Below are 26,387 nucleotides of genomic sequence, written 5' to 3'. Positions count from 1 at the left end.
TGCGTCATGTGTCAATCCTGTTGAAAGAGGGTAGGGGGAGGCGGCGCCAGGTCGGCGTCGTCAATGTCGTCGAGGGCGCCGGCCGAGATCAGTGGCGAGACGGTGGCGTCGGATTCCAGGGTCATGGCGGCCAGCTTCAGGCCGCGCCGGCAAGCCAGTTTCAGGTCGCTGCTGTCGTGGTACAGCGACCAGCAGACGGCGGCGGAAAACGCGTCGCCGGCGCCCGTCACGTCGACGGCGTCCACCTCGCGCGCGGCCAGGTGGACGATGGGCGCATCAAGATTGTCGCCATCGGTGAAGTACACGCCTTCGCCGCCGCAGGTGACGATCACCTGGCGCGCGCCCTGGCGCTGCACTTCGCGGCAGGCGGCGCGCACCTCGAATGCCGTCGGCAAAGCCCGCGCCACGCGCGTTTCCAGTTCGCCCCGGTTGAGGATCAGCAGGTACAAGCCCGTCAGGTCTTGCGGCAGGTGCGCCATCTTCGGCTGCGAGACGGCGACGATGACGAGCGGCGTCGCGTGGGCCGCGTCCTGGCGCGCATCGGCCAGCAGCGCCTGCACGCTGTCGTGGCCCAGGTTCAGGTCGCAGACGGTGAGGGCGGCGGCGGCGCGCTGCGGCTGGCGGCTATGCAAAAAGGCCGGTGTCAGCTGTTCATAGAGTTGCATGTTGGCCATCGCCAGCAGCATTTCGCCATGTTCGTCGAGCACGGCCGTGTAGGTGCCGCTGCTGGTGTTGCTTAAATGCAGGCTGCCGCGCATGTCGATGCCCGCGTCTTCCGCGTGCGTCTGCAGCGCATGGCCGGCCGCGTCGTCGCCCAGCGCCGTCAGCAGGGCGACGGGAATCGACAATCGGGCCAGGTTTTCCGCGATGTTGCGGCCCACGCCGCCAAACACTTCTTCCGAGCGCACGGGATTCGAGGTGCCCATCTGCAAGGTCGCCAGCGTGCGCATCTTGCGGTCGAGGTTGGCGGCGCCTATGCACAGCACGGGGCGGCTGTCGGGCAGCACGTAGGCGCGTCCCAGCAGGCGTCGCTCGCGGATCAGCCCGGCGATGTGGCCGGCAACGGCCGAGCGCGACAAGCCCAGTTCGCTCGCCAGGTCTTGCTGCGAAATGAAGGGGTTGTTGCGGATCAGCGCATATAGCTGGTCTTTTTTATTGGTATCGGTCACAAGTTTTCGATGAAGGTTTAAACATTTGTCTGCGACTGTAAACATTTGTCTTTCAGGTGTCAAGCGGGTGTCAAGCGTGCATAAAAAACCTTCGTATGGAGCTTGTATGCATGCATTTCCAGGGCATGGCAGGCCTGGGCTAGCCTCGACTATAATATCGGCCATTTATATTTGAATTGTATAAATGGGCAAGAAAAATGGTATTTGCCATACATATTCCGTTTGATGCATAGTGGCGGCAAATAGAGGCAATACGCATCTGGATAGTCCAGCAACACCCATACATACCCGATACCTGGGCTGCGGCACCGTGCCGCTGCGCAGGCAGCAACCATCATCATTAGTCATTACGAGGATAACCATGTCGAACAACGCCCCTTTCCACGCCGCCGAAATCATCCGTGCCCGCGCTCCTGAAAATTTCAAGCCGCGCGTGGCGATGATCCTCGGCTCCGGCCTGGGTGTGTTGGCCGAGCAGATGACGGACGCCGTCAGCATCAGCTTTGACGAATTGCCAGGTTTCCCGATCAGCACCGTGCACGGCCATGCCGGCGAACTGGTGGTTGGTACCCTGTCGGGCGTCGCCGTCGTCTGCATGAAGGGCCGTGGCCATTTCTATGAAGGCTATGGCATGGGCGTGATGACGAGCGCCATCCGCACCTTGAAACTGCTGGGCTGCGAAATGCTGTTCGTTACCAACGCCGCCGGTTCCCTGCGCCCTGAAGTGGACGCCGGCAGCCTGGTGGCCATCAGCGACCATATCAACCTGCTGCCAGGCACGCCGATGGTCGGCCCGAACGACGACCGCTTCGGCCCGCGCTTCTTCAGCATGGCCAATGCCTACGATGCGGACCTGCGCAAGCTGGTCAAGGACACGGCCGCGTCGAACGGCATCACCCTGCACGAAGGCGTGTTCGTCGCCTACCCTGGCCCGAACTTCGAGACGGCCGCCGAAATCCGCATGATGGCCCGCCTGGGCGCCGACACGGTCGGCATGTCCGTGGTGCCTGAAGTGGTCTCGGCCCGCCATTGCGACCTGAAAGTGGTGGGCGTGTCCGTCATCACCAACCTGGCCGAAGGCATGTCGCCATTCGCCCTGTCGCACGAACAAACCCTGAAATACGCGGCCATCGGCGCGAAAGACCTGGTCAAGCTGATCCTGGCCTTCCTGGCGACCGTATCGGCTACGCCGCAAGCCTAAGCACTTTTTTACGCAGCAGCGGCGCGCCGGCCATCGGCGCCGCCGCGCGGCAGGCCGGGAAAATCCGGCCTACACTGTCCGCATCATCTTTGCATCATTCCATAAAGCGAGCCTTATCATGTCACGCGCATTTATCCTCCTGCTTGATTCCTTCGGCCTTGGCGCAACGCCAGACGCCGCCAAGTATGGCGACGCAGGTGCCAATACCTTTGGCCACATTGCCAGCACTGTCGCCAAAAGCGGCAAGACCTTGAAACTCCCGAACATGGAACGCCTGGGCCTGGGCGCCGCCGCGCACCTGGCCAGCGGCGAATGGGCCACCGGCTTCGACCAGCGCGACGGCTACACCGGCGCCTACGGCGCGGCGCGCGAGCGCTCCACCGGCAAGGACACGCAGAGCGGCCACTGGGAAATCGCCGGCGTGCCCGTCGAATTCGACTGGGGCTACTTCCCACGCACCACGCCATCGTTCCCGGCCGACCTGACCGATAAATTGAAAGCCCTGTCCGGCGTGCCCGGCTTCCTCGGCGACTGCCATGCCTCGGGCACGGACATCATCAACAAGCATGGCGATGAACACGTCGCCACCGGCAAGCTGATTATCTATACCTCGGGCGACTCGGTGATGCAGATCGCCGCGCACGAAGAATCGTTCGGCCTCGAGCGCCTGTATCAGGTGTGCGAAATGGCCTTCAAGCTGGTCGAGCCGTACAACATCGGCCGCGTCATCGCCCGCCCGTTCACGGGCAGCAATGGCAACTACACGCGCACTTCCAACCGCCACGATTATGCGGTGGCGCCGCCAAGCAAGACCCTGCTCGACCACGTCAAGGATGCGGGCGGCGAAGTCGTCGGCCTGGGCAAGATCAGCGACATTTTCGCGACCCAGGGCATCTCGCGTGTCGTGAAGGGCGTCGACAACATGGCGCTGTTCGAAGCGCTGCTGAAGACGGCCGATGAAGTGCAGGACAAGTCGCTCACTTTCGTGAACTTCGTCGACTTCGACCAGGCGTTCGGCCACCGCCGCAACGTCGAGGGCTATGCCGACGCGCTGCGCGAAATGGATGGTCGCCTGCCGGAATTCATGGCCAAGCTGAAGGAAGGCGACCTGGTCGTGATCACCGCCGACCATGGCTGCGACCCCACCTGGCACGGCTCCGACCACACCCGCGAACACATTCCGATGATCTTCTTCGGTCCCGGCGTCGCCCCGCGCGCACTGGGCATTTCCGAGACGTTCTCCGATATTGGCCAAACCCTCGCCAAGCACCTTGGCGTACCACCACTTGCTAATGGAACCAGCTTGTTATGACACTCATGCACCCCGAATTCAAGCGTAACGAGGCCGTCGGCCTCGACCTGGGCTGGATCAACCAGATCCGCGTCAACCGCGCCGCGACGGACCGCCGCGCGGCCAGCCTGGCGAACCGCCGTACCGTGAAAAAGGAATACCAGGCCGCCTGGCTGGTGAAAGCCATCCAGATGATCGACCTGACCACCCTGGGCGGCGACGATACGCCGGGCCGCGTGGAACGCCTGTGCATGAAGGCCATGCGCCCGCTGCGCGCCGACCTGATGGACGCGCTGGGCCTGACGCAGCTGAGCACCGGCGCCGTGTGCGTGTACCACGAGATGATCCAGCCAGCCGTGAAAGTCATCCAGGGCCGCTTGCCCATCGCCGCCGTGTCGACGGGTTTCCCGGCCGGCCTGACGAGCATGGAAACGAAGCTGCGCGAGATCGAACTGTCGGTCGCCGCCGGCGCTTCCGAAATCGATATCGTCATCACGCGCCAGCACGTCCTGAACGGCAACTGGCAGGTGCTGTACGACGAAATGCTGGCCTACCGCAAGGCGTGCGGCGAGGCGCACGTGAAGGCGATTCTCGCCACGGGCGACTTGCTGACCATGGAAAACGTGGCCAAGGCATCGTGGGTCTGCATGATGGCGGGCGCCGATTTCATCAAGACCTCCACCGGCAAGGAAGGCGTGAACGCCACCATTCCCGTCGCCCTGACGATGGTGCGCACGATCCGCGAATACCACGAGCAGACGGGCTTCCAGGTGGGCTTCAAGCCGGCCGGCGGCGTCAGCTCGGCCAAGAGCGCGCTGCAATACCTGACCCTGATGAAGGAAGAACTGGGTAACGAATGGCTGCAGCCGCACCTGTTCCGCATCGGTGCTTCCAGCCTGCTGACCGACATCGAGCGCCAGCTCGAGCACTACGTCACCGGCAGCTACTCGGCCAATCATCGTCACGCACAACCTTAAAGAACAATCGTCATGCCTACAATTAACGAGATTCTCACTACTATGGACTACGGCCCTGCTCCCGAAAGTCAAAAAGAAGCGCAGGCGTGGCTCGACGGCCACCAGCGCACATTCGGCCTGTTTATCGACAATGCATGGAGCGAGCCGGCCGAACTGTTCGCCTCGACCAATCCTGCCGACGGCACGCAGCTGGCCGAACTGACGCAAGCCACCGACGCCGACGTGGAACGCGCCGTGGAAGCGGCGCGCCGCGCGCTGCCCGTATGGCAAGGCATGGGCGGCCATGGCCGCGCGAAAGTCATGTACGCGCTGGCCCGCTTGCTGCAAAAGCATTCGCGCCTGTTCGCCGTGCTGGAAACCCTGGACAACGGCAAGACCATCCGCGAAACGCGCGATATCGATTTGCCGCTGGCCGCGCGCCACTTCTACCATCACGCAGGCTGGGCGCAGCTGCAGTCGGAAGAATTCGCCGGCTACCGCGCCGTGGGCGTGGTGGGCCAGATCGTGCCGTGGAATTTCCCCTTGCTGATGCTGTCGTGGAAAATCGCCCCGGCACTGGCGGCCGGTAACACGGTCGTCTTCAAGCCGGCCGAATTCACGTCGCTGACCGCCATGCTGTTCGCCGAATTGTGCGTGCAGGCGGGCGTGCCTGCCGGCGTGGTCAACATCGTCACCGGCGACGGCCGCGTGGGCTCGGCCATCGTCAACCATCCTGGCGTCGACAAGATCGCGTTTACGGGTTCCACCGAAGTGGGCCGCCTCATTCGTGAAGCGACGGCCGGCAGCGGCAAGAAGCTGTCCCTCGAATTGGGCGGCAAGTCGCCGTTCATCGTCTTCGAAGACGCGGACCTGGACGGCGCCGTGGAAGGACTGGTCGATTCGATCTGGTTCAACCAGGGGCAAGTGTGCTGCGCCGGTTCGCGCCTGCTGGTGCAGGAATCGGTTCAGGAGCGCTTCCTGAACAAGGTGCGCGCGCGCATGGAAAACCTGCGTCTCGGCTCACCGCTGGACAAATCGATGGACGTGGGCGCGCTGGTCGACCCCGTGCAGCGCCAGCGCATCGCCGCGCTCGTCGATTCGGCCCGCGCCGAAGGCTGCGACGTGTGGCAACCGGCGTGCGAACTGCCGGCTGACGGCTCGTGGTTCCCGCCCACCCTGATCACCGGTGCGTCGACCTCGGCCGCCGTGGCGCAGGCTGAAATCTTCGGCCCCGTGCTGGTGGCCATGAGCTTCCGCACGCCGCCTGAAGCGGTGCAGCTGGCCAACAACACGGTGTACGGCCTGGCCGCCAGCGTGTGGACCGAGTCGATCAGCCTGGCCCTCGATATCGCGCCCGCCATCAAGGCTGGCGTGGTGTGGATCAACAGCGCGAACCAGTTCGACGCCGCTTGCGGCTTCGGCGGCTACCGTGAATCGGGCTTCGGCCGCGAAGGCGGCCGCGAAGGCATGCTGGAATACATGACGGCCCTGGCCGAAGATGCACGTCCGGCCCTGCCGGTGGTGGAAGCGAAAACCAAGGCCAACGTGAAGCCGGCGGCAGCCGACCCGTTCGCCATCGACCGCACGGCCAAGATGTACATCGGCGGCAAGCAGGCACGCCCCGACAGCGCCTACAGCACTCCGGTGTTCGGCGCCAACGGCGCCCTGCTGGCCGAAGTGGGCGTGGGCAGCCGCAAGGACATCCGCAACGCCGTCGAGGCGGCGCACAAGGCGTCCGGCTGGACCAGCGCCACGGCGCACAACCGCGCGCAAGTGCTGTACTACATCGCTGAAAACCTGGCAGCGCGCGCCGACGAATTCGCCGCCCGCATCGCCGCCATGACGGGCAGTAAAAATCCGGAGAAGGAAGTGCAGGCATCGATCGAACGCCTGTTCTACTACGCCGCCTGGGCCGACAAGTACGACGGCCTGGCGCACCAGCCGCCGACGAAGGGCATCACCGTGGCGCTGAACGAAGCGGTCGGCGTGATCGGCATCGTCTGCCCGAATGAAGCGCCTTTGCTCGGCTTCATCTCGCTGGTGGCGCCGGCCATCGCGCTGGGCAACCGCGTGGTGGTGGTGCCGTCGGAAGCGCATCCGCTGTCCGCACTGGACCTGTACCAGGTCTTCGACACGTCCGATCTGCCGGGCGGCGTCGTCAACATCATCAGCGGCAACGCCGATGAACTGGCGCGCACGCTGGCCACGCACGCCGATATCGACGCCGTCTGGCGCCATGACGGTTCCGCCGACGGTTGCGCCGAAGTCGAGCGCCTGTCTGCCGGCACCCTGAAACGCACCTGGGTCGGCGGCGCCAAGGGCCGCGACTGGTACAGCGCCGCCCAAAGCGGTGGCCGTGCCGTGCTGGCGCATGCGTCGCAAGTGAAAAACGTGTGGATTCCTTACGGCGTCTGATTGACAACTGGAGTTGCAAAGCTGGGGTCAGAACCGTAGGGACTGACCCCAGTCTATTATGATCGGAGTTAATTCATGTTTCTAACCCAGGAAATCATCCGCAAGAAGCGCGACAAGGGCGTCTTGAGCGCCGAGGAAATCCAGTTTTTCGTACGTGGCATCACTGACGGCAGCGTCAGCGAAGGGCAGATCGCGGCGCTGGGCATGGCCGTCTATTTCAACGACATGAACATGGACGAGCGCGTGGCGTTCACCCTGGCCATGCGCGATTCCGGCCAGGTGCTGGACTGGCGTTCGCTGAACCTGCCGGGTCCCATCGTCGACAAGCATTCGACGGGCGGCGTGGGCGACGTCGTCTCCCTGCTGCTGGGCCCCATGGTCGCCGCGTGCGGCGGCTACGTGCCGATGATCTCGGGCCGCGGCCTGGGCCACACGGGCGGCACCCTGGACAAGTTCGACGCCATTCCAGGCTATTGCACGGTGCCGGACAATGCACTGTTCCGCAAGGTGGTGCAGGAGATCGGCGTGGCCATCATCGGCCAGACGGCGCAGCTGGCGCCGGCCGACAAGCGTTTCTACAGCATCCGCGACGTCACCGCCACGGTGGAATCGGTGGCGATGATCACCGGCTCCATCCTGTCGAAGAAACTGTCGGCCGGCCTGGACGCGCTGGTGATGGACGTGAAAGTGGGCACGGGCGCCTTCATGCCGAGCTACGACAAGTCGGTGGAACTGGCCGAGAGCATCGTCGCCGTGGGCAATGGCGCGGGCATGCAGACGTCGGCGATCCTGACGGACATGAACGAGTCGCTGGCGCCGTACGCCGGCAATGCGCTGGAAGTGCGCGGCGCCATGGATTATCTGACGGGCCGTTCGCGTCCCGCGCGCCTGCATGAAGTCACCCTGGCGCTGTGCGCCGAGATGCTGGTGCTGGGCGGCCTGGCCGCCACCGAAGAGGAAGCGCGCGTGAAATTGACGGCGGCCCTCGATTCGGGCGCGGCGGCCGAGCGCTTTGCGCGCATGGTGTCGGCCCTGGGCGGCCCGGCCGACCTGGTCGAGCATCCTGATAAACACCTGGAACAGGCGCCGTTCGTCGTGCCGGCACCGGCGCTGTCCGCCGGCTATGCCAACGTGCGCGATTGCCGCGCCATCGGCCTGGCCGTGGTGGCATTGGGCGGTGGCCGCCGACGTCCGAGCGACAGCATCGATTTCGCCGTCGGCCTGACGGACCTCGTGGGCCTGGGCGAGCAGGTGGCGATCGGCCAGCCGCTGGCCATGGTCCACGCGCGCACGGAAGCGGCGGCGCAGCAAGCCGTCAGGGAAATCCAGGACGCGTATGCCATCGGCGCCGTGGCGCTGGCGGGCAATCCGGTGATTTATCGTACCATTCGTCCATAATTTAAATCTGGGGTCAGACCCCCGTTTGCGATGGCGTAGAGCTATGTGTCAGCGGTGTTGAGGGTCTGACCCCGGTAGTTGTCTAGTGTAGAGAGAACAAATGAACAACCAAGAACTGATCGCCGAAGCCAACGCCGGCCGCGAACTGGCCTACGCGCCATACTCGCGTTTCAAGGTGGGCGCGGCATTGCTGTGCAAGGATGGCCGCGTCTTCCGCGGCTGTAACGTGGAAAACGCCGCGTATGGCCTGTGCAACTGCGCCGAACGCACGGCGTTTTTCAGCGCCATCGCGCATGGCTGCAAACCGGGCGACTTCGCCAAACTGGCCGTCACGGGCGACACGGCCGAACCGATTTCGCCATGCGGCGCCTGCCGCCAGGTGATCTTCGAGATGGGCGGCGCCGACCTGCCGGTGATCCTGACGAACCTGAAAAACGACATCATGGAAGTGACGGCGGGCTGGCTGCTGCCGCACGGCTTCGGCAATTCCGACCTGGACATGAAGTAACAGGATCCGCTTGAACAAGACGATCGACATCCAGGCCGCCGTGGCCATCGCCGCGGCCGAAGCCATGGCGGCCAAGACGCAGGGTACCTTTGGCGTGGGCGGCGTGCTGCTCGATGGCGCCGGCAACGTGCTGCAATCGATGCACAACAACGTCGTGCGCCAGGGCCTCGTGTTCGACCCCACGGCGCATGGCGAGCGCCAGCTGGTGGACTGGTATTTCGCCGAGCGGGCCAAGGGCACGCCCTTGCCGCCGCCGGGGGAACTGACCATCGTCACGTCGCTCGATCCCTGCTGCATGTGCACGGGCGCCATCCTGGCGGCCGGTTTCAACGTGGTGGTGGCCGCGCCCGACGTCAAGGCGGGCATCAATTACGATGGCAGCGCCACGTTTACGGCCTTGCCGGCGCCGCTGCAGGCGCAGGCGGGCCGCAGTTTTTGCTATCCGGCCGTGCGCGGCGCCACGGAGTATGCGCGCCTGCCGTCCGGCGCCGTGCCCAAATCTTTTTTCATCGGCAAGAGCATCCACGAGGCGACGCAGGCACTGTGCTCGCTCGTGTTCGAAGCAACATCGGCGCAGGTGATGCAGCTGCTGAACGCCGGCGACGACGTGCCCCTGCGCGATCCCGCCGCCTTGCCGTCTGAGCATGCCGTGGTGCGCGCCTTGCGGCGCCGCTATCCCGACGCCCTGACTTACCGTTGCGGCCCGCACGCGCCCGATGCGGGCCTGGCGCCATTCCTGCAGGCGGCCATGGAGCAGGACGCGCGCGATGGCGGCCAGGGCGATGCGGCCGCCTTGCTCGATTCCTTCGGCAACCTGCTGCTGTGCATGCCGGGTAAGTTGAGCCAGTCGGCCATCCGCACGCCGTTCATGGAATGCACGCGCCAGTACGCGCAGCTGCGCTATGAATTGATGGCGAATGCGGCGCCGGCGCTGCAGGAAGAAATCAAAAGCTACCTGGGTCACCCCAAGCACGGCACCTTCGTGCTGGCCATCGGCCCGGACGACAGCGCCGCCAGTTTCATGACCCTGGGCGCCTACGGCTCCACCATGGAAGGGGCGCTGCCGGAGAATAATCCCGCACAGTTCCAGTACGTGCGTCCGGCCATGGCGCCAGACGCGCTGCTGGCGCTGTGCGAGTCGATGCCGCCCCTGTACCGCAAGCTGATACGCATCCGGCCGCGCCAGGTGGCGGACCAGGCCCTGGTCCAGGCGCTAGGCTAGTCTAGGCGTCATCGTCGGGCAGGTTTTTCAGCAAGAAGTCGCGCACGTTCGCGCCGGCCACGCGGCGGATCTGCGCTTCCGACAGGCCAGCATCCAGCAGCGCCTGCGTCAAGCGCGGCAAGCCCGCCGCGTCGATGGCCGTGGTGACGGCGCCGTCGAAGTCCGAGCCATAGGCCACGTGTTCGGCGCCGATCAGCTTGACCGTGTAGCGGATGGCGCGCGCGATCGATGCCACGTCCTTGCCGCAGACGGCCGTATTCCAGAAGCCGATGCCCACCAGGCCGCCCTGGGCGGCGATGCGCTTCAATTGACTGTCACTGAGGTTGCGCCCGTTGGCGCAGGTGCCGCGCACGCCCGTGTGCGACACCATCACGGGGCGTTTCGCCATCGTTAACACGTCGTCGATGGTGGCCGGCGAGGCGTGCGCCAGGTCGACGATCATCTTGCGCTGCTCCATGTCGCGCAGCCATTGCCGGCCCAGCGGCGTCAGGCCGCCTTTCTTCAGGCCGTGCTGGGAGCCCGACAGTTCCGTATCGAAGAAATGCGTGGGCGCGGCCATGCGGTAGCCGGCCTTGTACAAGGTATCGAGGTTGTCCAGCTTGCCTTCGAGCGCATGCGCGCCTTCCAGCGTCAGCCAGCCGGCCAGCAGGGCGGGGTCTTTTTCGCGCGCGGCGATGAAGTTGCGCAGCTGGGCGCGGCTGCCGATGACCCGGACCTTGCCGTGGCTCTTGGCTGTTTGCTGGCGCAGCTCGTCGGCCTGGTAAGTAGCGCGCGCCAGCAGGCTGTTCCAGGTGGCGGGCGGCAAGCCTTGCGCCACCACCAGCGCCGTGATGTTGTCCGTGTCGCCGCCGTTGCGCGCGATATTCATCTTGCGCGGCGTCTTGGTGACGACGGAAAAGGCTTGCAGCGCCACGTTGGCCCGCTGCAGGCGGGGGAAGTCGACATGGCCGCGCTGGCTGTCGCGGTTCAGATTGCGTTGCCACAGCAGGCTGTCGGCGTGCAGGTCGGCGATCCACAGGCTCTGGTGCAGGGCCATGGCCGCTGGCGACGGCGTCTTGCCGGATGGTGCGTGGATGCGGTTGAGGTGCTCGTCGACGAGGACGGGAGCGGACAGGAAACCGCCGATCAGCGCAAGGCTGGCGGCGGTGAGGGTGCTGATAATCATTGTTCTCCGTTTTACCATGGATCGTAGGTGCCCAGGCTCCAGATGTGGCCTTCCGGGTCGCGGCAGGTAAAGCCCCGTCCGCCGTAATCTTCATCCTTGATGTCGAGCACGATCTCGGCGCCGGCTTCGCGCGCGCTGCGGTAGACGGCATCGGCGTCGCTGACGACCAGGTAGCAGTTTTGCGTGTTGGCGCCGCCGACGTCGCTTGGCAGTTTCATCAGGCGGCCGTAGTCGCTGTCGAGGGCGGGCGCCACCATGACCATGCCGTTGCCAAAGCTGAGCTGGGCGTGCGCGACACCGCCTTCGCCATCGGGCACGATCAATTGCTTTTCAAAACCGAGCGCCTTGCACAGCCATTCGATGGCGGCGGGCGCGTCGCGGTAGCGCAGGCAGGGGATGGTGGTTGCGGTTGTCGCTTTTGCTGTATTGGTCATCTGAAAACTCCTATGGCAGGTGGGGAGTAGCTTCGATCGTCCAGGATGCGCGGCGTTCCGCGTTCGCACCATCCATCGGGATGGTATTGACGCCTGTCAATGCTGCGCGCATCCATAGTGCCATAAAACAATCATGACACTCCTGCCACAACGCAAATTTTACTGCGGTGGCTGCTGAGCGCCCGCCGCCTTCGTGTCCGCGCCCGTATCGTCGCTGTTGCTCGCCCATCTGAGCAGCATGACGAGGGCAAACAGCATGATGGCCAGCGGCAAGATGGTGATCAGGAACGCCAGACCCAGGCAGCACGCCAGCAACATGGGCCAGGACATGGCGCGCATGGCGGCCATGCCCTGGCGCGCATAGGCGCACAGCTCGTTCCAGAAAGCGCTGAAGGAAGTGCTGCCCGGTGCCGGATTGATGTCTTTCATGCCGTTCTCCTGTCGTGTGGGTGCCGCTGCCGTATGCATGCTGGCGATGAATCCACTATAGGCAAATCCTTGCTGCCGGGCATTGCGTATGCGACGAATCGCAGGAATGGCGGACCGAACGGCGACAGGCCGGGACAAACGGTTAGTCGAATACCTTCAGTTTCAGCTGGAAACTGAGGGCGCCATACAGGCGGTCCTTGTAGGACGGCACGATGGCGATATTCACGCCCACGCGCTGGTATTCATAGCTGATGGTGGGGACCAGGGCCGGGAACCAGCCGCCGTCGCGCATCTTCGGATAGCCGCTGAAGCCGCCAACGACGGCGCCGATGCGCAGCGGGCCCACCTTGATCGGCTGGTAGTACACGCCCAGGTAGTTCGAGTAGGCACGGTCGCTATTGTAGAAGCGGCCGGCCGTGACCGACGCGACCGTGGAAAAGCGGTATTCGGCGCCCAGGCCCGGATTGCTGTCGTTCAGATTCTTGTCGCGCTGAAAGTGATACGAATAAAAGCCCGCGTTGAGCCAGGTTTCGCTGAGCGGCTGGTTGTCGATCATGTTAAACACATCGGCGTGCGCGCCGCAGGCATATGCCAGCATCAGTGCGCCTAGGGACAATCGTTTCATGCGTGCTTCATCCTTATGATTTCGTACTCTGTGGGCTGGCCTGGTCTGGCGCTGCCGCGATCGTATCACCAAGTTGGCTGCGCTTCTAAGCAATATTGAAAGTGCAGAACAGACGGCTGTTTGCCCGTCTGTTTTCAGCGTCAGCCGGATGGCTGGGGCGTTCTCCGGGCAGCGCGAGGAGAATGATTCTCATTGTGCAACTATGTTTTCATTATTGTTACAAAAGTTGTTGATTTGCGACATGTCAAACACGATGGATATGATATTCTGGCGTCAAGTTAATTTTCTTTTTGGAAATAAAATGTCAATCATGCTCAAATCATCATTCGTTCTCGTTCTGTCGACCGCGTTTGCCGCCGGCGCCGCGCAAGCCGGTGTTGTCGATTTGGGCATCGGTGGCGCCAATTTGTATTCCCTCAGTAACTTCAGCGCGTCCGGCAGCGATGTCGAAGGCGGCGTATTGGTTGCCGGTAACTTGACGGCATCGAACTATTCGGTCAATGACAAGAACAAGGATGCCTACGTCACGCATGGCAACACCGGTTATGCGCTGGTCGTTGGCGGCAACCTGAACTATAGCTCCGGCTCGATCAAGAACGGCAATTACTATGTGGGCGGCAGCACGACGACGAGCAGCGTGGGCCTGAACACGGCAAGCAAGACCACGGCCTCGCCCGTATCGTTCGCCGCGACGTCGGCCCAGCTGAAAAACACTTCGACCTCGCTGGCCAACGTGGCATCGACGGGCAGCAGCTCGGTGGCCTATGGCGGCATGACCCTGAAGGGCGGCACGGGCAATGTGCAAGTGTTCGACCTGACTTCCGCGGCGCTGGGCTCGGTGAACAACTTCAAGTTCAGCAACCTGCACGCGAACGACACCCTGATCCTCAATATCAGCGGCACGAATGTGAATCTGTCCGGCGGCTACGGCGATTTCAGCAAATACAATGTGCTGTACAACTTCTATGAAGCGAAAACCATCACCTTGAACGGCGTGGGCCTGTACGGCAGCGTCCTGGCGCCGCTGGCGACCTTGGCCGGCGGCAATGGCCAGATCAACGGCAGCGTGGTGGTGGGGAACTGGGCCTCGAACATCCAGGTCAATGCGAACCATTATTTCAACGCCACCAATGTAGCCGGTTATGTGTCGGCCGTGCCGGAACCGGAAACCTATGCGATGCTGCTGGCAGGCCTGGGCCTGGTCGGCTTCATGGCGCGCCGCCGCAAGAGCAGGACGGCAGCGTAAGCGTTCGCGCCGTTCAGGAAACCGCCTGTCGAGGCGGTTTTTTTTCGCCCGCTGGCGGCATGGCCACCGCCGCCAGCACCATGTGCGCGATCAGGGCTTCCGCATTCTCGTAATCCTTGCGCGTGAGCTGCTTGCGCTCCAGCACCAGGGCCATCTGCGCCGAAAAATCCGCATACGATTGCGTCATGGCCCAGATGGCGAACATCAGGTGCGTGGCGTTGACGGGCGCGATCTTGCCGGCCGCGATCCACGCTTCGAAGACGGCGATATCCTTGCGCAGCAGCGGCACGACCCTGTCGCGTATCTGCGCGCCGTACAGGGGCGCGCCATTGATCACTTCGAGCGCATACACGCGCGAGGCCCACGGCTGTTCGCGCGAAAAACGCAGCTTGGCGCCGATATACGCGCGCAGTACGTCGCGCGGCTCGTCGTGTTCATTGGCCAGCGATTCCATGCGCGCCAGCCAGTCGTCGAGCACGTCGTCGAGCACGCGCTGGTACAGCAGCTGCTTGGACGGGAAGTAATACATCAGGTTTTGCTTCGACAGGCCGGCCCGCTCGGCGATGGTGGCGATCGACGCGCCCTCATAGCCGCATTCCGCGAACGCGCGCACGGCTTGTTCGAGGATGTCCGCTTCCAGGCGGTCGCGGTTTTGCAAACGCCGTCCGCCGGCATTTTTCACGGGAAGGGCAGGGGATTTGTCGCTGGCCATGGCGGATTCTTTAGCGTGGGCGTATCGATTGCAGGAAGGCCTGCAGCACGGGGGTATCGGTGTAGGCCACGTTGAAGCGGAACCATACCGTCTCGGGCGCGCGCAGCATGAAAAACTCGTTCGGCGACAGCAGGATGCCCGCCTTCAAGGCCATGTCGGCGATGACCTTGCCATTCCATTCCGGCGTTTGCACGTCGGGCCAGCCGGCGCTGACGAACATGCCGCCGCGCGGACGCGCCACGGGCGCCATGCCCGCCTGCGCCAGGCAGTCGATGCTGCGCTCGCGGGCCGCATCGAGCTGCGCCACCAGCCGTTCGACCATGCGCTTGTAGGGCCGCGCAGAGATGGCGTGGTAGACGGCGCGCTCGTTGATTTCCGACGTCGTCAACCCTGCCAGCATTTTGACGCGCACCAGTTCCGCCACCAGCGGCGGCGAGGCGCAAATCGATCCCACGCGCAGCACGGGCGACAGGGTCTTGGAAAAACTGCCCACGCGGATCACGCGGCGCAAGCCGTCCATCGCCGCCAGCGACGCTTCGCCGCGCGCCGCCAGTTCGCGGTAGATATCGTCTTCCACCAGCCAGAAATCGAATTGCTCGGCCAGCGCCAGCAGGCGGTGCGCCTGCGCCTGGCTCAAGGAAGTACCGAGCGGATTTTGCAGCACCGTGTTGACGAACATGAGTTTCGGCTGGGTGCGCGCGGCTTCAACGGCCAGCGCATCGAGATCGAGGCCCGCTTCGCCGCGCTGGACGCCCACGGGGATGCAGCCGTGGTGGCGTATCAGCGACTGCAGGTTGCTGTAGCCGGGGTCTTCCACCAGCACCGTGTCGCCCGGCTTGGTCAGACTGCGCAGGATCAGGTCGAAGGCATGCGTGGCGCCGTGCGTCAGCAGGACCTGGTCCGGCTCCACCTGGAACAGCTCTTCCGACAGGCTGGTTGCCAGGTGCTGGCGCAGTGAGGGAAAGCCGAGAGGGTGGCCATAGCCGCGCAGGCGGCTGGCGGGAATGCGCATGGCCTGGCGCACGGCGTCGAGCACCGTCGCTTCGCCATACATCTCGGGCGGCAGCCAGCCCGCCCCCACGGGCAGGGCGTCGGACACGCCCGAATACAGGTCCGGCGTGAGGGCGTCGATGGCCGTGGGGCTCGCATGCACGGCCAGTTGCGGCGAGGCGGCGATATCGTGGCGCGCGACGAAATAGCCGGAACCGCGCCGCGACGACAGCAAGCCCAGATTGACCAGGCGGTCGTACGATTCGACGACGGTAAAGGTCGATACGCCATTGCAGCGGGCGAACTGGCGCACGGACGGCATGCGCGTGCCGATACGCAGGGCGCGGCTGCCCACCATGACGCTGATGGCGATGACGATCTGCTCGACGAGGCCGCCCTTCTTCTGGCGGTCGATGTCCAGCACGGGCCAGCCGCTGGCGTGACCTTCGCCCTCGTCCTGCTTCACGTTGTGTGTCACCGGTGGCTCCTTTGCTGCCTTGCACAAAACTGTAGTGGTTTTTCGACCTGTACGGTTGGGATACTTTGCCGTTTGTGTATCTGTGCCATTGGGGATGGCCTGTCTATTATTACATCAGCTTTTTGCCAACTGGTAAATTATTTTACGCTTCGTCAAAAACGATCCTGGCCCCGCGCCAGCCCATCCCAAGGAGAAGGTCATGAACGAAACAAGGCCGGAATCGATGTCGGCATTCTGGATGCCCTTTACGAACAACCGCGATTTCAAGGCCCATCCGCGCTTGCTGGTGTCGGCCGAAGGCATGTACTACAAGGACGTCGATGGCAACGCCATCCTCGATGGCACGGCGGGCCTGTGGTGCGTGCCGTGCGGCCATGCGCAGCCGAAAATCGTCGGCGCCATCCGCGAGATGGTGGGCCAGCTCGACTTCGCCCCCACCTTCCAGATGGGCCATCCGGCCGCCTTCGATCTGGCGGAAAAACTGATGGATTACACGGGGCATAAATTTGGCCACGTGTTCTATACGAACTCCGGCTCCGAGGCCGTGGACACGGCGTTGAAGATCGCGCTGGCCTACCACCGGGCGCGCGGCGAGGGCGCACGCACCCGCCTGATCGGCCGCGAACGCGGTTACCACGGCGTGGGCTTCGGCGGCATTTCCGTGGGCGGCATCGGCGGCAACCGCAAGACCTTCGGGCCCTTGCTGCCCGGCGTCGACCACCTGCCGCATACGCATAACCTGAACCAGAACGCCTACACGGTGGGCGAGCCCGAATACGGCACCCACCTGGCCGACGAGCTCGAGCGCATCGTCGCCCTGCACGACGCTTCGACGATCGCCGCCGTCATCGTCGAACCGGTGGCCGGCTCCACGGGCGTATTGATTCCGCCGAAAGGCTATCTGAAGCGCTTGCGCGAGCTGTGCACCAAACACGGCATCCTGCTCATCTTCGACGAGGTGATCACGGGTTTCGGCCGCATGACGACGCCGTTCGCCGCCGACTATTTCGACGTCGAACCGGACCTGATGACGACGGCCAAGGGCCTGACCAACGGCATGGTGCCGATGGGCGCCGTGTTCAGCAAAAAGTATATCCACGACGCCTTCATGGATGCGCCACCGGGCATCGAACTGTTCCACGGCTATACGTATTCCGGCCACCCGCTCGCTTGCGCCGCCTCGCTGGCCACCTTGCAGGTGTTCGAGGAACAGGACATCCTGGGCCACGCGAAAGCGATGCAGGCGTACTGGAGCGACGCCGTGCATTCCTTGAAAGGCTTGCCGCACGTGATCGACCTGCGCAGCATCGGCCTGATCGCCGGCATCGAGCTCGATCCCATCGCCGGCAAGCCGGGTACGCGCGCCTTCAACGCCTTCAAGCAGGCCTTCGCCGACGGCGTGCTGATACGCACGACGGGCGACATCATCGCGCTGTCGCCGCCGCTGGTGCTGGAGAAACAGCATGTCGACGAGCTGTTCGGCAAGCTGGCCACGGTGCTGAAGAACCTTGATTAAGCCCCGGGGTCAGACCCGCCGGGTCTGACCCCAGAATTTGCCCTTGGGGTAAAGAGAGGAAATAACGTGAACCAAATTAACACACAGCTCGACACCATCACCCACTACATCAACGGCGCCAAGGTCGACACCCAAAGCGGCCGCTACGGCGACGTCTACAACCCGGCCCTGGGCGAGCCTGTGGCGCGCGTGGCGCTGGGCACCGTGGAAGACGTGGACGCGGCCGTGCAGGCGGCCGCCGCCGCCTTTCCCTCGTGGTCGGCTACGCCGCCGCTGACGCGCGCCAGGGTCCTGTTCCGCTACCTGCAGCTGTGCCAGCAGCACACGGATGAATTTGCCGCCATGCTCACGCGCGAGCATGGCAAGACCTTTGCCGATGCCCAGGGCGAAGTGGCGCGCGGTATCGAGATGGTGGAATTTGCCGTCGGCATACCGCAACTGTTGAAGGGCGAATTCACGGACCAGATTTCGCGCGGCATCGACGCCTGGTCCATGCGCCAGGCGCTCGGCGTGGTGGCCGGCATCACGCCATTCAATTTTCCCGTGATGGTGCCGATGTGGATGTTCCCGGTGGCGATTGCCTGCGGCAATACCTTCGTCTTGAAACCATCCGAGCGCGATCCGTCGGCCTCGCTGCTGCACGCGAAACTGTTGAAAGAAGCCGGCTTGCCCGACGGCGTCTTCAACGTGGTGCAGGGCGACAAGGTGACGGTCGACGCCTTGCTCGACCACCCCGTCGTGCAGGCGATCAGCTTTGTCGGCTCGACGCCGATCGCGGAATACATCTATGCGCGCGGCAGCGCCAGCGGCAAGCGCGTGCAGGCTTTGGGCGGCGCGAAGAACCACATGGTGGTGATGCCCGACGCGGACATGGACATGACGGTCGATGCGCTGATCGGCGCGGCCTACGGTTCGGCGGGCGAGCGCTGCATGGCCATCTCCGTCGTCGTGGCCGTGGGCGACGCGGGCGACAAATTGATCGATGCACTGGCAACGCGCACGGCCGCACTGAAAGTGCGCGACGGCATGGAAGATGGTGCGGAAATGGGACCGGTCGTATCGCTGGCAGCCAAGCAGCGCATCGAAAAACTCATCGCCTCGGGCGTGGAGCAGGGCGCGACTCTTGTCGTCGATGGACGCAACCATGTGGTGCCTGGCCGCGAGAACGGTTTCTTTGTCGGCGGCACCTTGTTCGACCATGTGACGCGCGACATGAGCATCTACAAGGAAGAGATTTTCGGCCCCGTGCTGTGCGTGCTGCGGTGTCCTGACGTGGTGCAGGCGGTGGAGCTGATCAACGCCAACGAGTTTGGCAACGGCGTGGCCATCTACACGCGCGACGGCGGCGTGGCGCGCGAATTCGTGCGCCAGATCCAGGTCGGCATGGTGGGCGTCAACATCCCCTTGCCCGTGCCGATGGCCTTCAACAGTTTCGGCGGCTGGAAGCGCAGCATGTTCGGCGACCACCACGCGTATGGCCCCGAAGGCGTGCGCTTCTACACGCGCCACAAGGCCGTGATGCAGCGCTGGCCGAACACGGCAAGCGCTGGTGTGGAATTTGCTTTTCCCCAGATGAAGTAAGGGTTTTAAGTCAAACATCGGCCGCACAAAAAAAGGAAACCGCGATGATCGAGTCCTTGAACTATTTACCGCATCCCGCCTTGCCCAACGAGGAATTGGCGGGCCATTTCACGGACCTGGCGCCGCCCCTGACGGCGCGCCAGGCCGCCATCGAAAGCGCCCGCTGCCTGTACTGCTACGACGCGCCGTGCAGCCGTATCTGTCCGTCGGAAATCGACGTGGCCAGCTTCATCCGCAATATCCACGACAAGAACATCAACGGCGCCGCCGCCGGCATCCTGAAACAGAACATCCTGGGCGGCAGCTGCGCCCGCGTCTGTCCCACGGAAATCCTATGCGAAGACGTCTGCGTGCGCAATCACGACGCCGAAGGCCAGCCCGTCAAGATCGGCCTCTTGCAGCGTTACGCGGTCGACCACATGCACTTCACCAGCCACCCGTTCCGGCGCGCGGCCGCCACGGGCAAGACCGTCGCCATCGTCGGCGCGGGACCAGCCGGCCTGTCGTGCGCACACCGCCTGGCCATGCTGGGCCACGATGTGGTGATCTTTGAAAAAGAGGGTAAGGCGGGCGGCCTGAATGAATACGGCATCGCCAAGTACAAGCTGACGGACGATTTCGCGCAAAAGGAAATCGACTTCCTGCTGGGCATAGGCGGCATCACCATCCGATGTCGCCAGGCGCTGGGCGAAAACGTGCAGCTGCGCGACTTGCATGCGCAGTACGACGCCGTCTTCCTCGGCCTGGGTCTGGGCGCCAGCCGCAAGCTGGACTTGACGGGCGAGGAGGCACCGGGCTTGCTGGCCGCCGTCGACTATATCAGCGCGCTGCGCCAGGCGGACGACCTGGCCGCGCTGCCCGTGCCGAAACGGGCGATCGTGATTGGCGCCGGCAATACGGCCATCGACATGGCCGTGCAAATCCAGCGCCTGGGCGCCGAGGAAGTCACGCTCGTCTACCGGCGCGGTTTCGACGCCATGACGGCCACGCACCACGAACAGGAGATTGCCAAGGCAAACCAGGTGCGCATGCTGACGTGGGCCCAGCCGCAGCAGGTGCTGCTCGATAGCGGGGGCAAGGTGGCCGGCATGCGCTTCGAAAAAACCGCCATGCGGGGCACGCGCCTGGCGGGCACGGGCGAAACCTTCGACGTGGCGGCCGACGCCATCTTCAAGGCCATCGGCCAGAGCCTCGATACGCAGGTGCTGCATGACCCGATGGCATCCCTGTTGCAGCGCGAAGGCGACAAGATCGCCGTCGATGCGGGTTTTCGTACGGTGCTGCCGGGGATCTATGCGGGCGGCGACTGCGTGGCGCCGGGGCAGGACTTGACGGTGCAGGCCGTCCAGCATGGCAAGCTGGCCGCACTGGCCATCCATTCCGATTTGTTGAATAAAGTGGAGGCTGCATAATGGCTGATCTCAGCATCGAATTTTGCGGCATCAAGGCACCGAATCCCTTCTGGCTGGCGTCCGCACCGCCGACCGACAAGGCCTACAACGTGGTGCGCGCCTTCGAGGCGGGGTGGGGCGGCGTCGTATGGAAGACGCTGGGCGAAGACCCTGCCGCCGTCAACGTCTCGTCGCGCTATTCCGCCCTGTACGGCAAGAACCGCGAAGTGGTCGGCTTCAATAACATCGAACTGATCACCGACCGCTCGCTGGAGATCAACTTGCGCGAAATCACGCAGGTGAAAAAGGACTGGCCCGACCGCGCCATGATCGTCTCCCTGATGCTGCCCTGCGAAGAGCACTACTGGGCCGACATCCTGCCCAAGGTCGAGGCGACGGGGGCGGACGGCATCGAACTCAATTTCGGCTGCCCGCACGGCATGCCGGAGCGCGGCATGGGCGCCGCCGTGGGCCAGGTGCCCGAGTACGTGCAGATGGTCACCGCCTGGTGCAAGAAGCACAGCAAGTTACCCGTCATCGTCAAGCTCACGCCCAACATCACGGACGTGCGCATGCCGGCGCGCGCGGCCAAGGCGGGCGGCGCGGACGCCGTCTCGCTGATCAACACCATCAATTCCATCACCTCGCTGGACCTGGACCGCATGGTGGCCTTGCCGATTGTCGGTGGCGCCAGCACGCACGGCGGCTATTGCGGTGCGGCCGTGAAACCGATCGCCCTGAACATGGTGGCGGAAATCGCGCGCGATCCGCAGACGCGCGGCTTGCCCATTTCCGGCATCGGCGGCATCGGCAACTGGCGCGACGCGGCCGAATTCCTCGCCCTCGGCGCCGGCTGCGTGCAGGTGTGCACGGCCGCCATGCTGCATGGTTTTCGCATCGTCGACGAGATGAAGGATGGCCTGTCGCGCTGGATGGATGAGAAGGGCTATGCACGCATCAGCGATTTTTCCGGCAAGGCCGTGGCCAACACGACGGACTGGAAATACCTGGACATGAATTACCAGGTGATCGCGCAGATCAACCAGGATGACTGCATCAAATGCGGCAAGTGCTACGTGGCTTGCGAGGATACGTCGCACCAGTCGATTGCGCAGCTGATCGACGCCGCCGGCACGCGCACGTATGAGGTGATCAAGGAGGAATGCGTGGGCTGCAACCTGTGCGAAATCACCTGTCCGGTGCAGGGCTGCATCACGATGGTGCCGCAAGCCACGGGCAAGCCGTACATGAACTGGACGCAGGATCCGCGCAACCCCCGGGCATTGGCGGAGTCGGTATAGGGCACGTTTTTTGCGTACGTATATTTTATAAACAGTTGCCCAACTTTGCAGTAAGCTAGGCCGCCGCCGTTTTTAAAACGCCCAACCTCCCAACCGACGGAGCAACCCTGTGAACCACGACTATTCAGGCAACACGCAACTCTGGAATGAAGACCTGGCGCCCACCACGGCGGCGCAGCGCACCTGGCGCTGGTATCACTTCGCCGCGCTGTGGGTGGGCATGGTGATGTGCATTCCCGCCTACACCCTGTCGGCCAGCCTGATCGACAGCGGCATGTCCGGCTACCAGGCCGTGCTCACGGTATTTCTCGCCAATGCCATCGTGCTCCTGCCGATGCTGCTGATCGGCCATGCGGGCACCAAGTACGGCATCCCGTATGCCGTGCTGGCGCGCGCCTCGTTCGGCACCATGGGCGCGCGCCTGCCGGCCCTGATGCGCGCCATCGTCGCCTGCGGCTGGTACGGCATCCAGACCTGGTTCGGCGGACAGATGATCTACACGCTGATGGGCGTGCTGGTGGGGCATGAACTGGGCGGCGAGAAGATCGCGGGCCTGGGCATCAACGGCAGCCAGCTGCTGTGCTTCCTGGCCTTCTGGGCCATCCAGTTCTATTACATCCTGCACGGCATGGAATCGATCCGCAAACTGGAAACCTATACGGCGCCCCTGAAAATCCTGATCTGCTTCGTGCTGCTGTACTGGGTGCACAGCAAGGCCGGCGGCGTGGCCAGCCTGCTGGACCAGCCATCGCAATTCATCCCCGGCGGTAAAAAGGCTGGCCAGTTCTGGAGCGTCTTCTGGCCATCGTTGACGGCCATGGTGGGTTTTTGGGCCACCCTGGCCTTGAACATCCCCGACTTCACGCGCTTCGCCAAGACGCAGCGCGACCAGATCGTGGGCCAGTCGGTCGGCTTGCCCGTGCCCATGGGTTTGCTCGCCATGCTGGCCGTGATCGTCACTGCCGGTTCGGTCGTCATGTACGGCAAGGCCATCTGGGACCCCGTCGATCTGGCCAGCCGCATGACGGGCGCCGCCGTGCTGATCGCCCTGATCATCCTCCTGATCGACACGGTCAGCGTCAACCTGGCGGCCAACCTGGTCGGGCCGGCGTATGACTTTTCCTCGCTGGCGCCGAAGCAGATTTCGTACAAGATGGGCGGCTACATCACCGCCTTCATCGCCATCGTCATGATGCCGTGGAAGGTGCTCGAATCGACACAGGGCTATATCTTCACTTGGCTGATCGGCTATTCGGCCTTGCTGGGTCCCATCGCCGGCATCCTCATCGTCGACTATTATTTTGTGCGCAAGACGCAGCTCGACGTCAGGCAGTTGTACCGCGACGACGGCGTCTACTCGTATGGCAATGGCTGGAACATGGCGGCGCTGATCGCCTTTGTCATCGCCGTGCTGCCGAATATCCCGGGCTTTTTGAACGCGGCCTTTCCCATGGCGTTTCCCGGCGTGGGCGAAGGCTTCAAGACGATCTATACCTACGCCTGGTTCGTGGGCGTGGCCATCGCCGCCGTCGTCTACGGCGTCATGATGAAGGGCAAGGTAGCTGCGCGCGTACAGCAGGCGCCGCAGTCCTGATCTTTTCGAGAGGGAGACAAGATGACTACACTGATACGTGGCGGTACCGTCGTCAACGCCGACCGCGCGTTTCGCGCCGATGTGCTGATCGAGGGCGACACGATTGCCGCCGTCGGCGAGAACCTGGCGCTGCCGGCCGGTGCCACCGTGATCGACGCGGGCGGCCTGTACGTGATGCCGGGCGGGATAGACACCCACACGCACATGAATTTGCCTTTCATGGGCACGGTGACGTCCGACGATTTTTTCACGGGCACGGCGGCGGGCCTGGCGGGCGGCACCACCACCATCATGGACTTCGTCATCCCCGCGCCGAAGCAGTCGCTGATCGAGGCCTATCACCAGTGGCGCGAGTGGTCGGCCAAGGCGGCCGGCGACTACACCTTCCACGTGGCGATCACCTGGTGGAGCGAGCAGGTACATGAAGAGATGGGCACTCTCGTGCGCGAGCATGGCGTGAACAGCTTCAAGCATTTCATGGCCTATAAAAACGCCATCATGGCCGACGATGAAACGCTGGTGAAAAGCTTTACCCGCTCCTTGGAACTGGGGGCGCTGCCCACCGTGCACGCGGAGAATGGCGAGCTGGTTTTCCAGTTGCAGCAAGCCTTGCTGAAGAAGGGGATTACCGGGCCGCAGGCGCACCCGCTGTCGCGCCCACCGGCCGTGGAAGCGGAGGCGGCCAACCGTGCCATCGCCATCGCCAATGTCTTGAATACCCCCGTGTACATCGTGCACGTCTCGTGCGCCGAGTCGCTTGACGCCATCACGCGGGCGCGCGCCAACGGCCAGCGCGTGTATGGCGAAGCGCTGGCGGGCCACCTGGTGATCGACGACAGCGTCTACCATGGCGACGATTTCGACTACGTGGCGGGCCACGTCATGAGCCCGCCGTTCCGCGGCAAGCACCATCAATCGGCCCTGTGGCACGGCCTGCAAAGCGGCAACCTGCACACGACGGCCACCGACCACTGCACCTTTTGCGCCGAGCAGAAGGCGGCTGGCAAGAACGACTTTACGCGCATCCCGAACGGCTGCGGCGGCGTCGAGGAACGCATGGCCGTCGTGTGGGATGCTGGCGTCAATTCAGGCATGCTCACGCCCTCCGAATTCGTCAAGGTGTCGTCCACCAATGCGGCGCAGATCTTCAATATGTATCCGCGCAAGGGCGTCATCGCCGTTGGCAGCGACGCCGACATCGTGCTGTGGGATCCGCAAGGCACGCGCACCATTTCCGCCGCCACCCAGTTCGCCAAAGGGGGCTTCAATGTCTTCGAAGGGCGCACCGTGCGCGGCATTCCCCGCACCACGATTGCCGCCGGCAAGGTGGTGTTCCACCAGGGTGAACTGACGGCCCTCGAAGGGGCAGGGCGCTATATCGAGCGTCCCGCGTTTGCCGCCACGACCGCATGAAGTCAGGAGACAATAATGGATGATCTACGCATCAATGGCGAACGGCTGTGGGCAGCCCTGATGGAACTGGCGCGTATCGGCGCGACAGCGAAGGGTGGCGTGAAGCGCCTGGCCCTGACGGACCTCGACAAGGAAGGCCGCGACCTGGTGGTGGGCTGGGGCCGCGAAGCGGGCATGAGCATCACGATCGACCAGATCGGCAATGTCTTCATGCGCCGCGACGGCACCGACAATACCTTGCCGCCCGTGATGACGGGCAGCCATATCGACACGCAGCCCACGGGCGGCAAGTTCGACGGCAATTACGGCGTGCTGGCGGGCCTGGAAGTGGTGCGCACCCTGAACGATCTGAAGATCAAGACGCAGGCACCGATCGAAGTGGCCTTCTGGACCAACGAGGAAGGCTCGCGCTTCGTGCCCGTGATGATGGGCTCGGGCGTGTTTTGCGGCGCCTTTTCGCTCGAAACAGCGTATGCGGCCAAGGACACGGAAGGCAAGACCGTGGGCGAGGAGCTGGCGCGCATCGGATACAAAGGTGAGCAGGTGCCGGGCGACCATCCGATCGGCGCCTATTTTGAAACGCATATCGAACAGGGCCCCGTGCTGGAAGACGCGGACAAGGTTATCGGCGTGGTGCCGGCCGTGATGGGGCTCTCCTGGTATGACTGCGTGGTGACGGGCATGGAAGCGCATGCGGGCCCCACGCCCATGGGCTTGCGCAAGGATGCGCTGCAGGTAGCCACCACCATCATGCAGGAAGTCGTGGCGATTGCCAACCGTTACCCGCCGTACGGGCGCGGCACGGTGGGCATGGTGCAGGTCTTCCCGAACAGCCGCAACGTGATCCCCGGCGAAGTCAAATTCAGCATCGACCTGCGCAACGTGAACGACGAGCTGCTCAACACCATGCACGGCGAGATCACGGCTTTCATCGATGCCACGCGCGAAAAAACAGGCTTGGGCATTTCACTGGAAAGAGTCTCCTACTACCCGCCATGTCCGTTCCACCCCGACTGCGTGGGCGCCGTGCGCAACGCCACGGCCAAACTCGGCTACTCCGTGATGGACGTGGTGTCCGGCGCCGGCCACGACGCCATCTACGCGGCCCGGCTGGCGCCGGCCGGCATGATCTTCGTGCCGTGCAAGGACGGCATCAGCCACAATGAAATCGAAGACGCCAAGCCCGAGCACCTGGAAGCGGGCTGCAACGTGCTGCTGCATGCGATGCTGGAGCGGGCCGTGGCCGTGTAACAGGGCTATGCCAAGAAATAAATAGTGCCGTAAGGGCTATTGGGGGCCGTTACGGCACTCAGCTAGTCAGTTAAAACAGTTGTAGTTGACCAGGATGAGAC

The 26,387-nt window shown here is 63.8% G+C and carries 22 protein-coding genes; 15 read left to right on the top strand and 7 right to left on the bottom strand.

The window, feature by feature from the left end:
• Positions 1-11 precede the first annotated feature (11 nt).
• Positions 12-1,169 (bottom strand): carbohydrate kinase, encoded by a 1,158-nt coding sequence (locus AC0V2Y_RS19275; RefSeq protein WP_475414082.1) that lies wholly within the window; start codon positions 1,167-1,169, stop codon positions 12-14.
• Between the two features lie 361 nt (positions 1,170-1,530).
• On the opposite strand from AC0V2Y_RS19275, the gene xapA reads away from it, so the two are divergent.
• From xapA to AC0V2Y_RS19240, 7 genes are all read left to right on the top strand, one after another.
• A complete protein-coding gene (xapA, locus tag AC0V2Y_RS19270) occupies positions 1,531-2,370 on the top strand; it encodes a xanthosine phosphorylase (protein WP_092798101.1) in 840 nt (279 codons plus the stop codon).
• A 118-nt stretch (positions 2,371-2,488) separates the two neighbouring features.
• Positions 2,489-3,682: a phosphopentomutase gene (locus AC0V2Y_RS19265; protein WP_475414081.1), complete on the top strand. Its 1,194-nt coding sequence runs from the start codon at positions 2,489-2,491 to the stop codon at positions 3,680-3,682.
• A complete protein-coding gene (gene deoC / locus AC0V2Y_RS19260) occupies positions 3,679-4,638 on the top strand; it encodes a deoxyribose-phosphate aldolase (protein WP_034785577.1) in 960 nt (319 codons plus the stop codon). Before AC0V2Y_RS19265 ends, deoC begins: the two co-directional genes overlap by 4 nt.
• A gap of 12 nt (positions 4,639-4,650) precedes the next feature.
• Positions 4,651-7,032: an aldehyde dehydrogenase family protein gene (locus tag AC0V2Y_RS19255; RefSeq protein ID WP_475414080.1), complete on the top strand. Its 2,382-nt coding sequence runs from the start codon at positions 4,651-4,653 to the stop codon at positions 7,030-7,032.
• A 75-nt stretch (positions 7,033-7,107) separates the two neighbouring features.
• Positions 7,108-8,430: a thymidine phosphorylase gene (gene deoA, locus AC0V2Y_RS19250; RefSeq protein ID WP_475414079.1), complete on the top strand. Its 1,323-nt coding sequence runs from the start codon at positions 7,108-7,110 to the stop codon at positions 8,428-8,430.
• Between the two features lie 100 nt (positions 8,431-8,530).
• Positions 8,531-8,938 (top strand): cytidine deaminase, encoded by a 408-nt coding sequence (locus AC0V2Y_RS19245; RefSeq protein WP_099379413.1) that lies wholly within the window; start codon positions 8,531-8,533, stop codon positions 8,936-8,938.
• 4 nt (positions 8,939-8,942) lie between these two features.
• The gene (locus AC0V2Y_RS19240; RefSeq protein WP_475414098.1) at positions 8,943-10,160 is read left to right on the top strand and encodes a nucleoside deaminase; all 1,218 of its coding nucleotides are present in this window, start codon (positions 8,943-8,945) and stop codon (positions 10,158-10,160) included.
• Between the two features lies 1 nt (position 10,161).
• On the opposite strand, the gene AC0V2Y_RS19235 is transcribed toward AC0V2Y_RS19240, so the two are convergent.
• From AC0V2Y_RS19235 to AC0V2Y_RS19220, 4 genes are all read right to left on the bottom strand, one after another.
• The gene (locus AC0V2Y_RS19235) at positions 10,162-11,325 is read right to left on the bottom strand and encodes a dipeptidase (protein WP_475414078.1); all 1,164 of its coding nucleotides are present in this window, start codon (positions 11,323-11,325) and stop codon (positions 10,162-10,164) included.
• Between the two features lie 11 nt (positions 11,326-11,336).
• Positions 11,337-11,759, bottom strand: a complete 423-nt coding sequence (locus AC0V2Y_RS19230; protein ID WP_475414077.1) for a VOC family protein — start codon at positions 11,757-11,759, stop codon at positions 11,337-11,339.
• Positions 11,760-11,918: 159 nt separating this feature from the next.
• Positions 11,919-12,188, bottom strand: a complete 270-nt coding sequence (locus tag AC0V2Y_RS19225) for a hypothetical protein (RefSeq protein ID WP_475414076.1) — start codon at positions 12,186-12,188, stop codon at positions 11,919-11,921.
• 142 nt (positions 12,189-12,330) lie between these two features.
• Positions 12,331-12,813, bottom strand: coding sequence for a hypothetical protein (locus AC0V2Y_RS19220; protein WP_139090112.1), 483 nt, complete (start codon positions 12,811-12,813; stop codon positions 12,331-12,333).
• A gap of 301 nt (positions 12,814-13,114) precedes the next feature.
• Between AC0V2Y_RS19220 and AC0V2Y_RS19215 the strand changes: the two genes are divergently transcribed.
• Positions 13,115-14,059: a choice-of-anchor A family protein gene (locus tag AC0V2Y_RS19215; protein ID WP_475414075.1), complete on the top strand. Its 945-nt coding sequence runs from the start codon at positions 13,115-13,117 to the stop codon at positions 14,057-14,059.
• 13 nt (positions 14,060-14,072) lie between these two features.
• Here the strand turns inward: AC0V2Y_RS19215 and AC0V2Y_RS19210 are convergent, their stop codons facing one another.
• Together AC0V2Y_RS19210 and AC0V2Y_RS19205 are read right to left on the bottom strand one after the other, a co-directional pair.
• Positions 14,073-14,771, bottom strand: a complete 699-nt coding sequence (locus tag AC0V2Y_RS19210) for a TetR family transcriptional regulator C-terminal domain-containing protein (RefSeq protein WP_475414074.1) — start codon at positions 14,769-14,771, stop codon at positions 14,073-14,075.
• Positions 14,772-14,781: 10 nt separating this feature from the next.
• Positions 14,782-16,239: an aminotransferase-like domain-containing protein gene (locus AC0V2Y_RS19205; RefSeq protein ID WP_475414073.1), complete on the bottom strand. Its 1,458-nt coding sequence runs from the start codon at positions 16,237-16,239 to the stop codon at positions 14,782-14,784.
• 199 nt (positions 16,240-16,438) lie between these two features.
• Here AC0V2Y_RS19205 and aptA point away from each other — a divergent pair, with 199 nt between their 5' ends.
• The 7 genes from aptA to AC0V2Y_RS19170 all read left to right on the top strand — a co-directional run bounded on the left by aptA (position 16,439) and on the right by AC0V2Y_RS19170 (position 26,286).
• The gene (aptA, locus tag AC0V2Y_RS19200) at positions 16,439-17,755 is read left to right on the top strand and encodes an omega-aminotransferase AptA (RefSeq protein WP_475414072.1); all 1,317 of its coding nucleotides are present in this window, start codon (positions 16,439-16,441) and stop codon (positions 17,753-17,755) included.
• Between the two features lie 75 nt (positions 17,756-17,830).
• A complete protein-coding gene (locus tag AC0V2Y_RS19195) occupies positions 17,831-19,336 on the top strand; it encodes a CoA-acylating methylmalonate-semialdehyde dehydrogenase (protein WP_475414097.1) in 1,506 nt (501 codons plus the stop codon).
• Positions 19,337-19,380: 44 nt separating this feature from the next.
• Positions 19,381-20,748 (top strand): NAD(P)-dependent oxidoreductase, encoded by a 1,368-nt coding sequence (locus tag AC0V2Y_RS19190; RefSeq protein WP_475414071.1) that lies wholly within the window; start codon positions 19,381-19,383, stop codon positions 20,746-20,748.
• Positions 20,748-22,028: an NAD-dependent dihydropyrimidine dehydrogenase subunit PreA gene (gene preA, locus AC0V2Y_RS19185; RefSeq protein ID WP_475414070.1), complete on the top strand. Its 1,281-nt coding sequence runs from the start codon at positions 20,748-20,750 to the stop codon at positions 22,026-22,028. Before AC0V2Y_RS19190 ends, preA begins: the two co-directional genes overlap by 1 nt.
• A gap of 109 nt (positions 22,029-22,137) precedes the next feature.
• Complete coding sequence (locus AC0V2Y_RS19180) at positions 22,138-23,622, top strand: NCS1 family nucleobase:cation symporter-1 (RefSeq protein ID WP_475414069.1); 1,485 nt, start codon at positions 22,138-22,140, stop codon at positions 23,620-23,622.
• A 21-nt stretch (positions 23,623-23,643) separates the two neighbouring features.
• Positions 23,644-25,035, top strand: a complete 1,392-nt coding sequence (gene hydA / locus AC0V2Y_RS19175; RefSeq protein ID WP_475414068.1) for a dihydropyrimidinase — start codon at positions 23,644-23,646, stop codon at positions 25,033-25,035.
• Positions 25,036-25,050: 15 nt separating this feature from the next.
• Positions 25,051-26,286 carry a Zn-dependent hydrolase gene (locus AC0V2Y_RS19170; protein ID WP_475414067.1) on the top strand — a complete coding sequence of 412 codons (1,236 nt, stop codon included), beginning with the start codon at positions 25,051-25,053 and terminating at the stop codon, positions 26,284-26,286.
• Positions 26,287-26,387 lie beyond the last annotated feature (101 nt).

This window comes from Janthinobacterium sp. BHSEK (genome assembly GCF_056174685.1).
Note: the sequence above shows the minus strand (reverse complement) of the source record. Positions and strands in the feature narration are given on the sequence as shown.

Coding starts and splice junctions, on each gene's coding strand:
- xapA (WP_092798101.1), top strand. CDS start 1,531: ATGTCGAACAACGCCCCTTTCCACGCCGCCGAAATCATCCGTGCCCGC.
- AC0V2Y_RS19265 (WP_475414081.1), top strand. CDS start 2,489: ATGTCACGCGCATTTATCCTCCTGCTTGATTCCTTCGGCCTTGGCGCA.
- deoC (WP_034785577.1), top strand. CDS start 3,679: ATGACACTCATGCACCCCGAATTCAAGCGTAACGAGGCCGTCGGCCTC.
- AC0V2Y_RS19255 (WP_475414080.1), top strand. CDS start 4,651: ATGCCTACAATTAACGAGATTCTCACTACTATGGACTACGGCCCTGCT.
- deoA (WP_475414079.1), top strand. CDS start 7,108: ATGTTTCTAACCCAGGAAATCATCCGCAAGAAGCGCGACAAGGGCGTC.
- AC0V2Y_RS19245 (WP_099379413.1), top strand. CDS start 8,531: ATGAACAACCAAGAACTGATCGCCGAAGCCAACGCCGGCCGCGAACTG.
- AC0V2Y_RS19235 (WP_475414078.1), bottom strand. CDS start 11,325: ATGATTATCAGCACCCTCACCGCCGCCAGCCTTGCGCTGATCGGCGGT.
- AC0V2Y_RS19230 (WP_475414077.1), bottom strand. CDS start 11,759: ATGACCAATACAGCAAAAGCGACAACCGCAACCACCATCCCCTGCCTG.
- AC0V2Y_RS19225 (WP_475414076.1), bottom strand. CDS start 12,188: ATGAAAGACATCAATCCGGCACCGGGCAGCACTTCCTTCAGCGCTTTC.
- AC0V2Y_RS19220 (WP_139090112.1), bottom strand. CDS start 12,813: ATGAAACGATTGTCCCTAGGCGCACTGATGCTGGCATATGCCTGCGGC.
- AC0V2Y_RS19215 (WP_475414075.1), top strand. CDS start 13,115: ATGTCAATCATGCTCAAATCATCATTCGTTCTCGTTCTGTCGACCGCG.
- AC0V2Y_RS19210 (WP_475414074.1), bottom strand. CDS start 14,771: ATGGCCAGCGACAAATCCCCTGCCCTTCCCGTGAAAAATGCCGGCGGA.
- aptA (WP_475414072.1), top strand. CDS start 16,439: ATGAACGAAACAAGGCCGGAATCGATGTCGGCATTCTGGATGCCCTTT.
- AC0V2Y_RS19190 (WP_475414071.1), top strand. CDS start 19,381: ATGATCGAGTCCTTGAACTATTTACCGCATCCCGCCTTGCCCAACGAG.
- preA (WP_475414070.1), top strand. CDS start 20,748: ATGGCTGATCTCAGCATCGAATTTTGCGGCATCAAGGCACCGAATCCC.
- hydA (WP_475414068.1), top strand. CDS start 23,644: ATGACTACACTGATACGTGGCGGTACCGTCGTCAACGCCGACCGCGCG.
- AC0V2Y_RS19170 (WP_475414067.1), top strand. CDS start 25,051: ATGGATGATCTACGCATCAATGGCGAACGGCTGTGGGCAGCCCTGATG.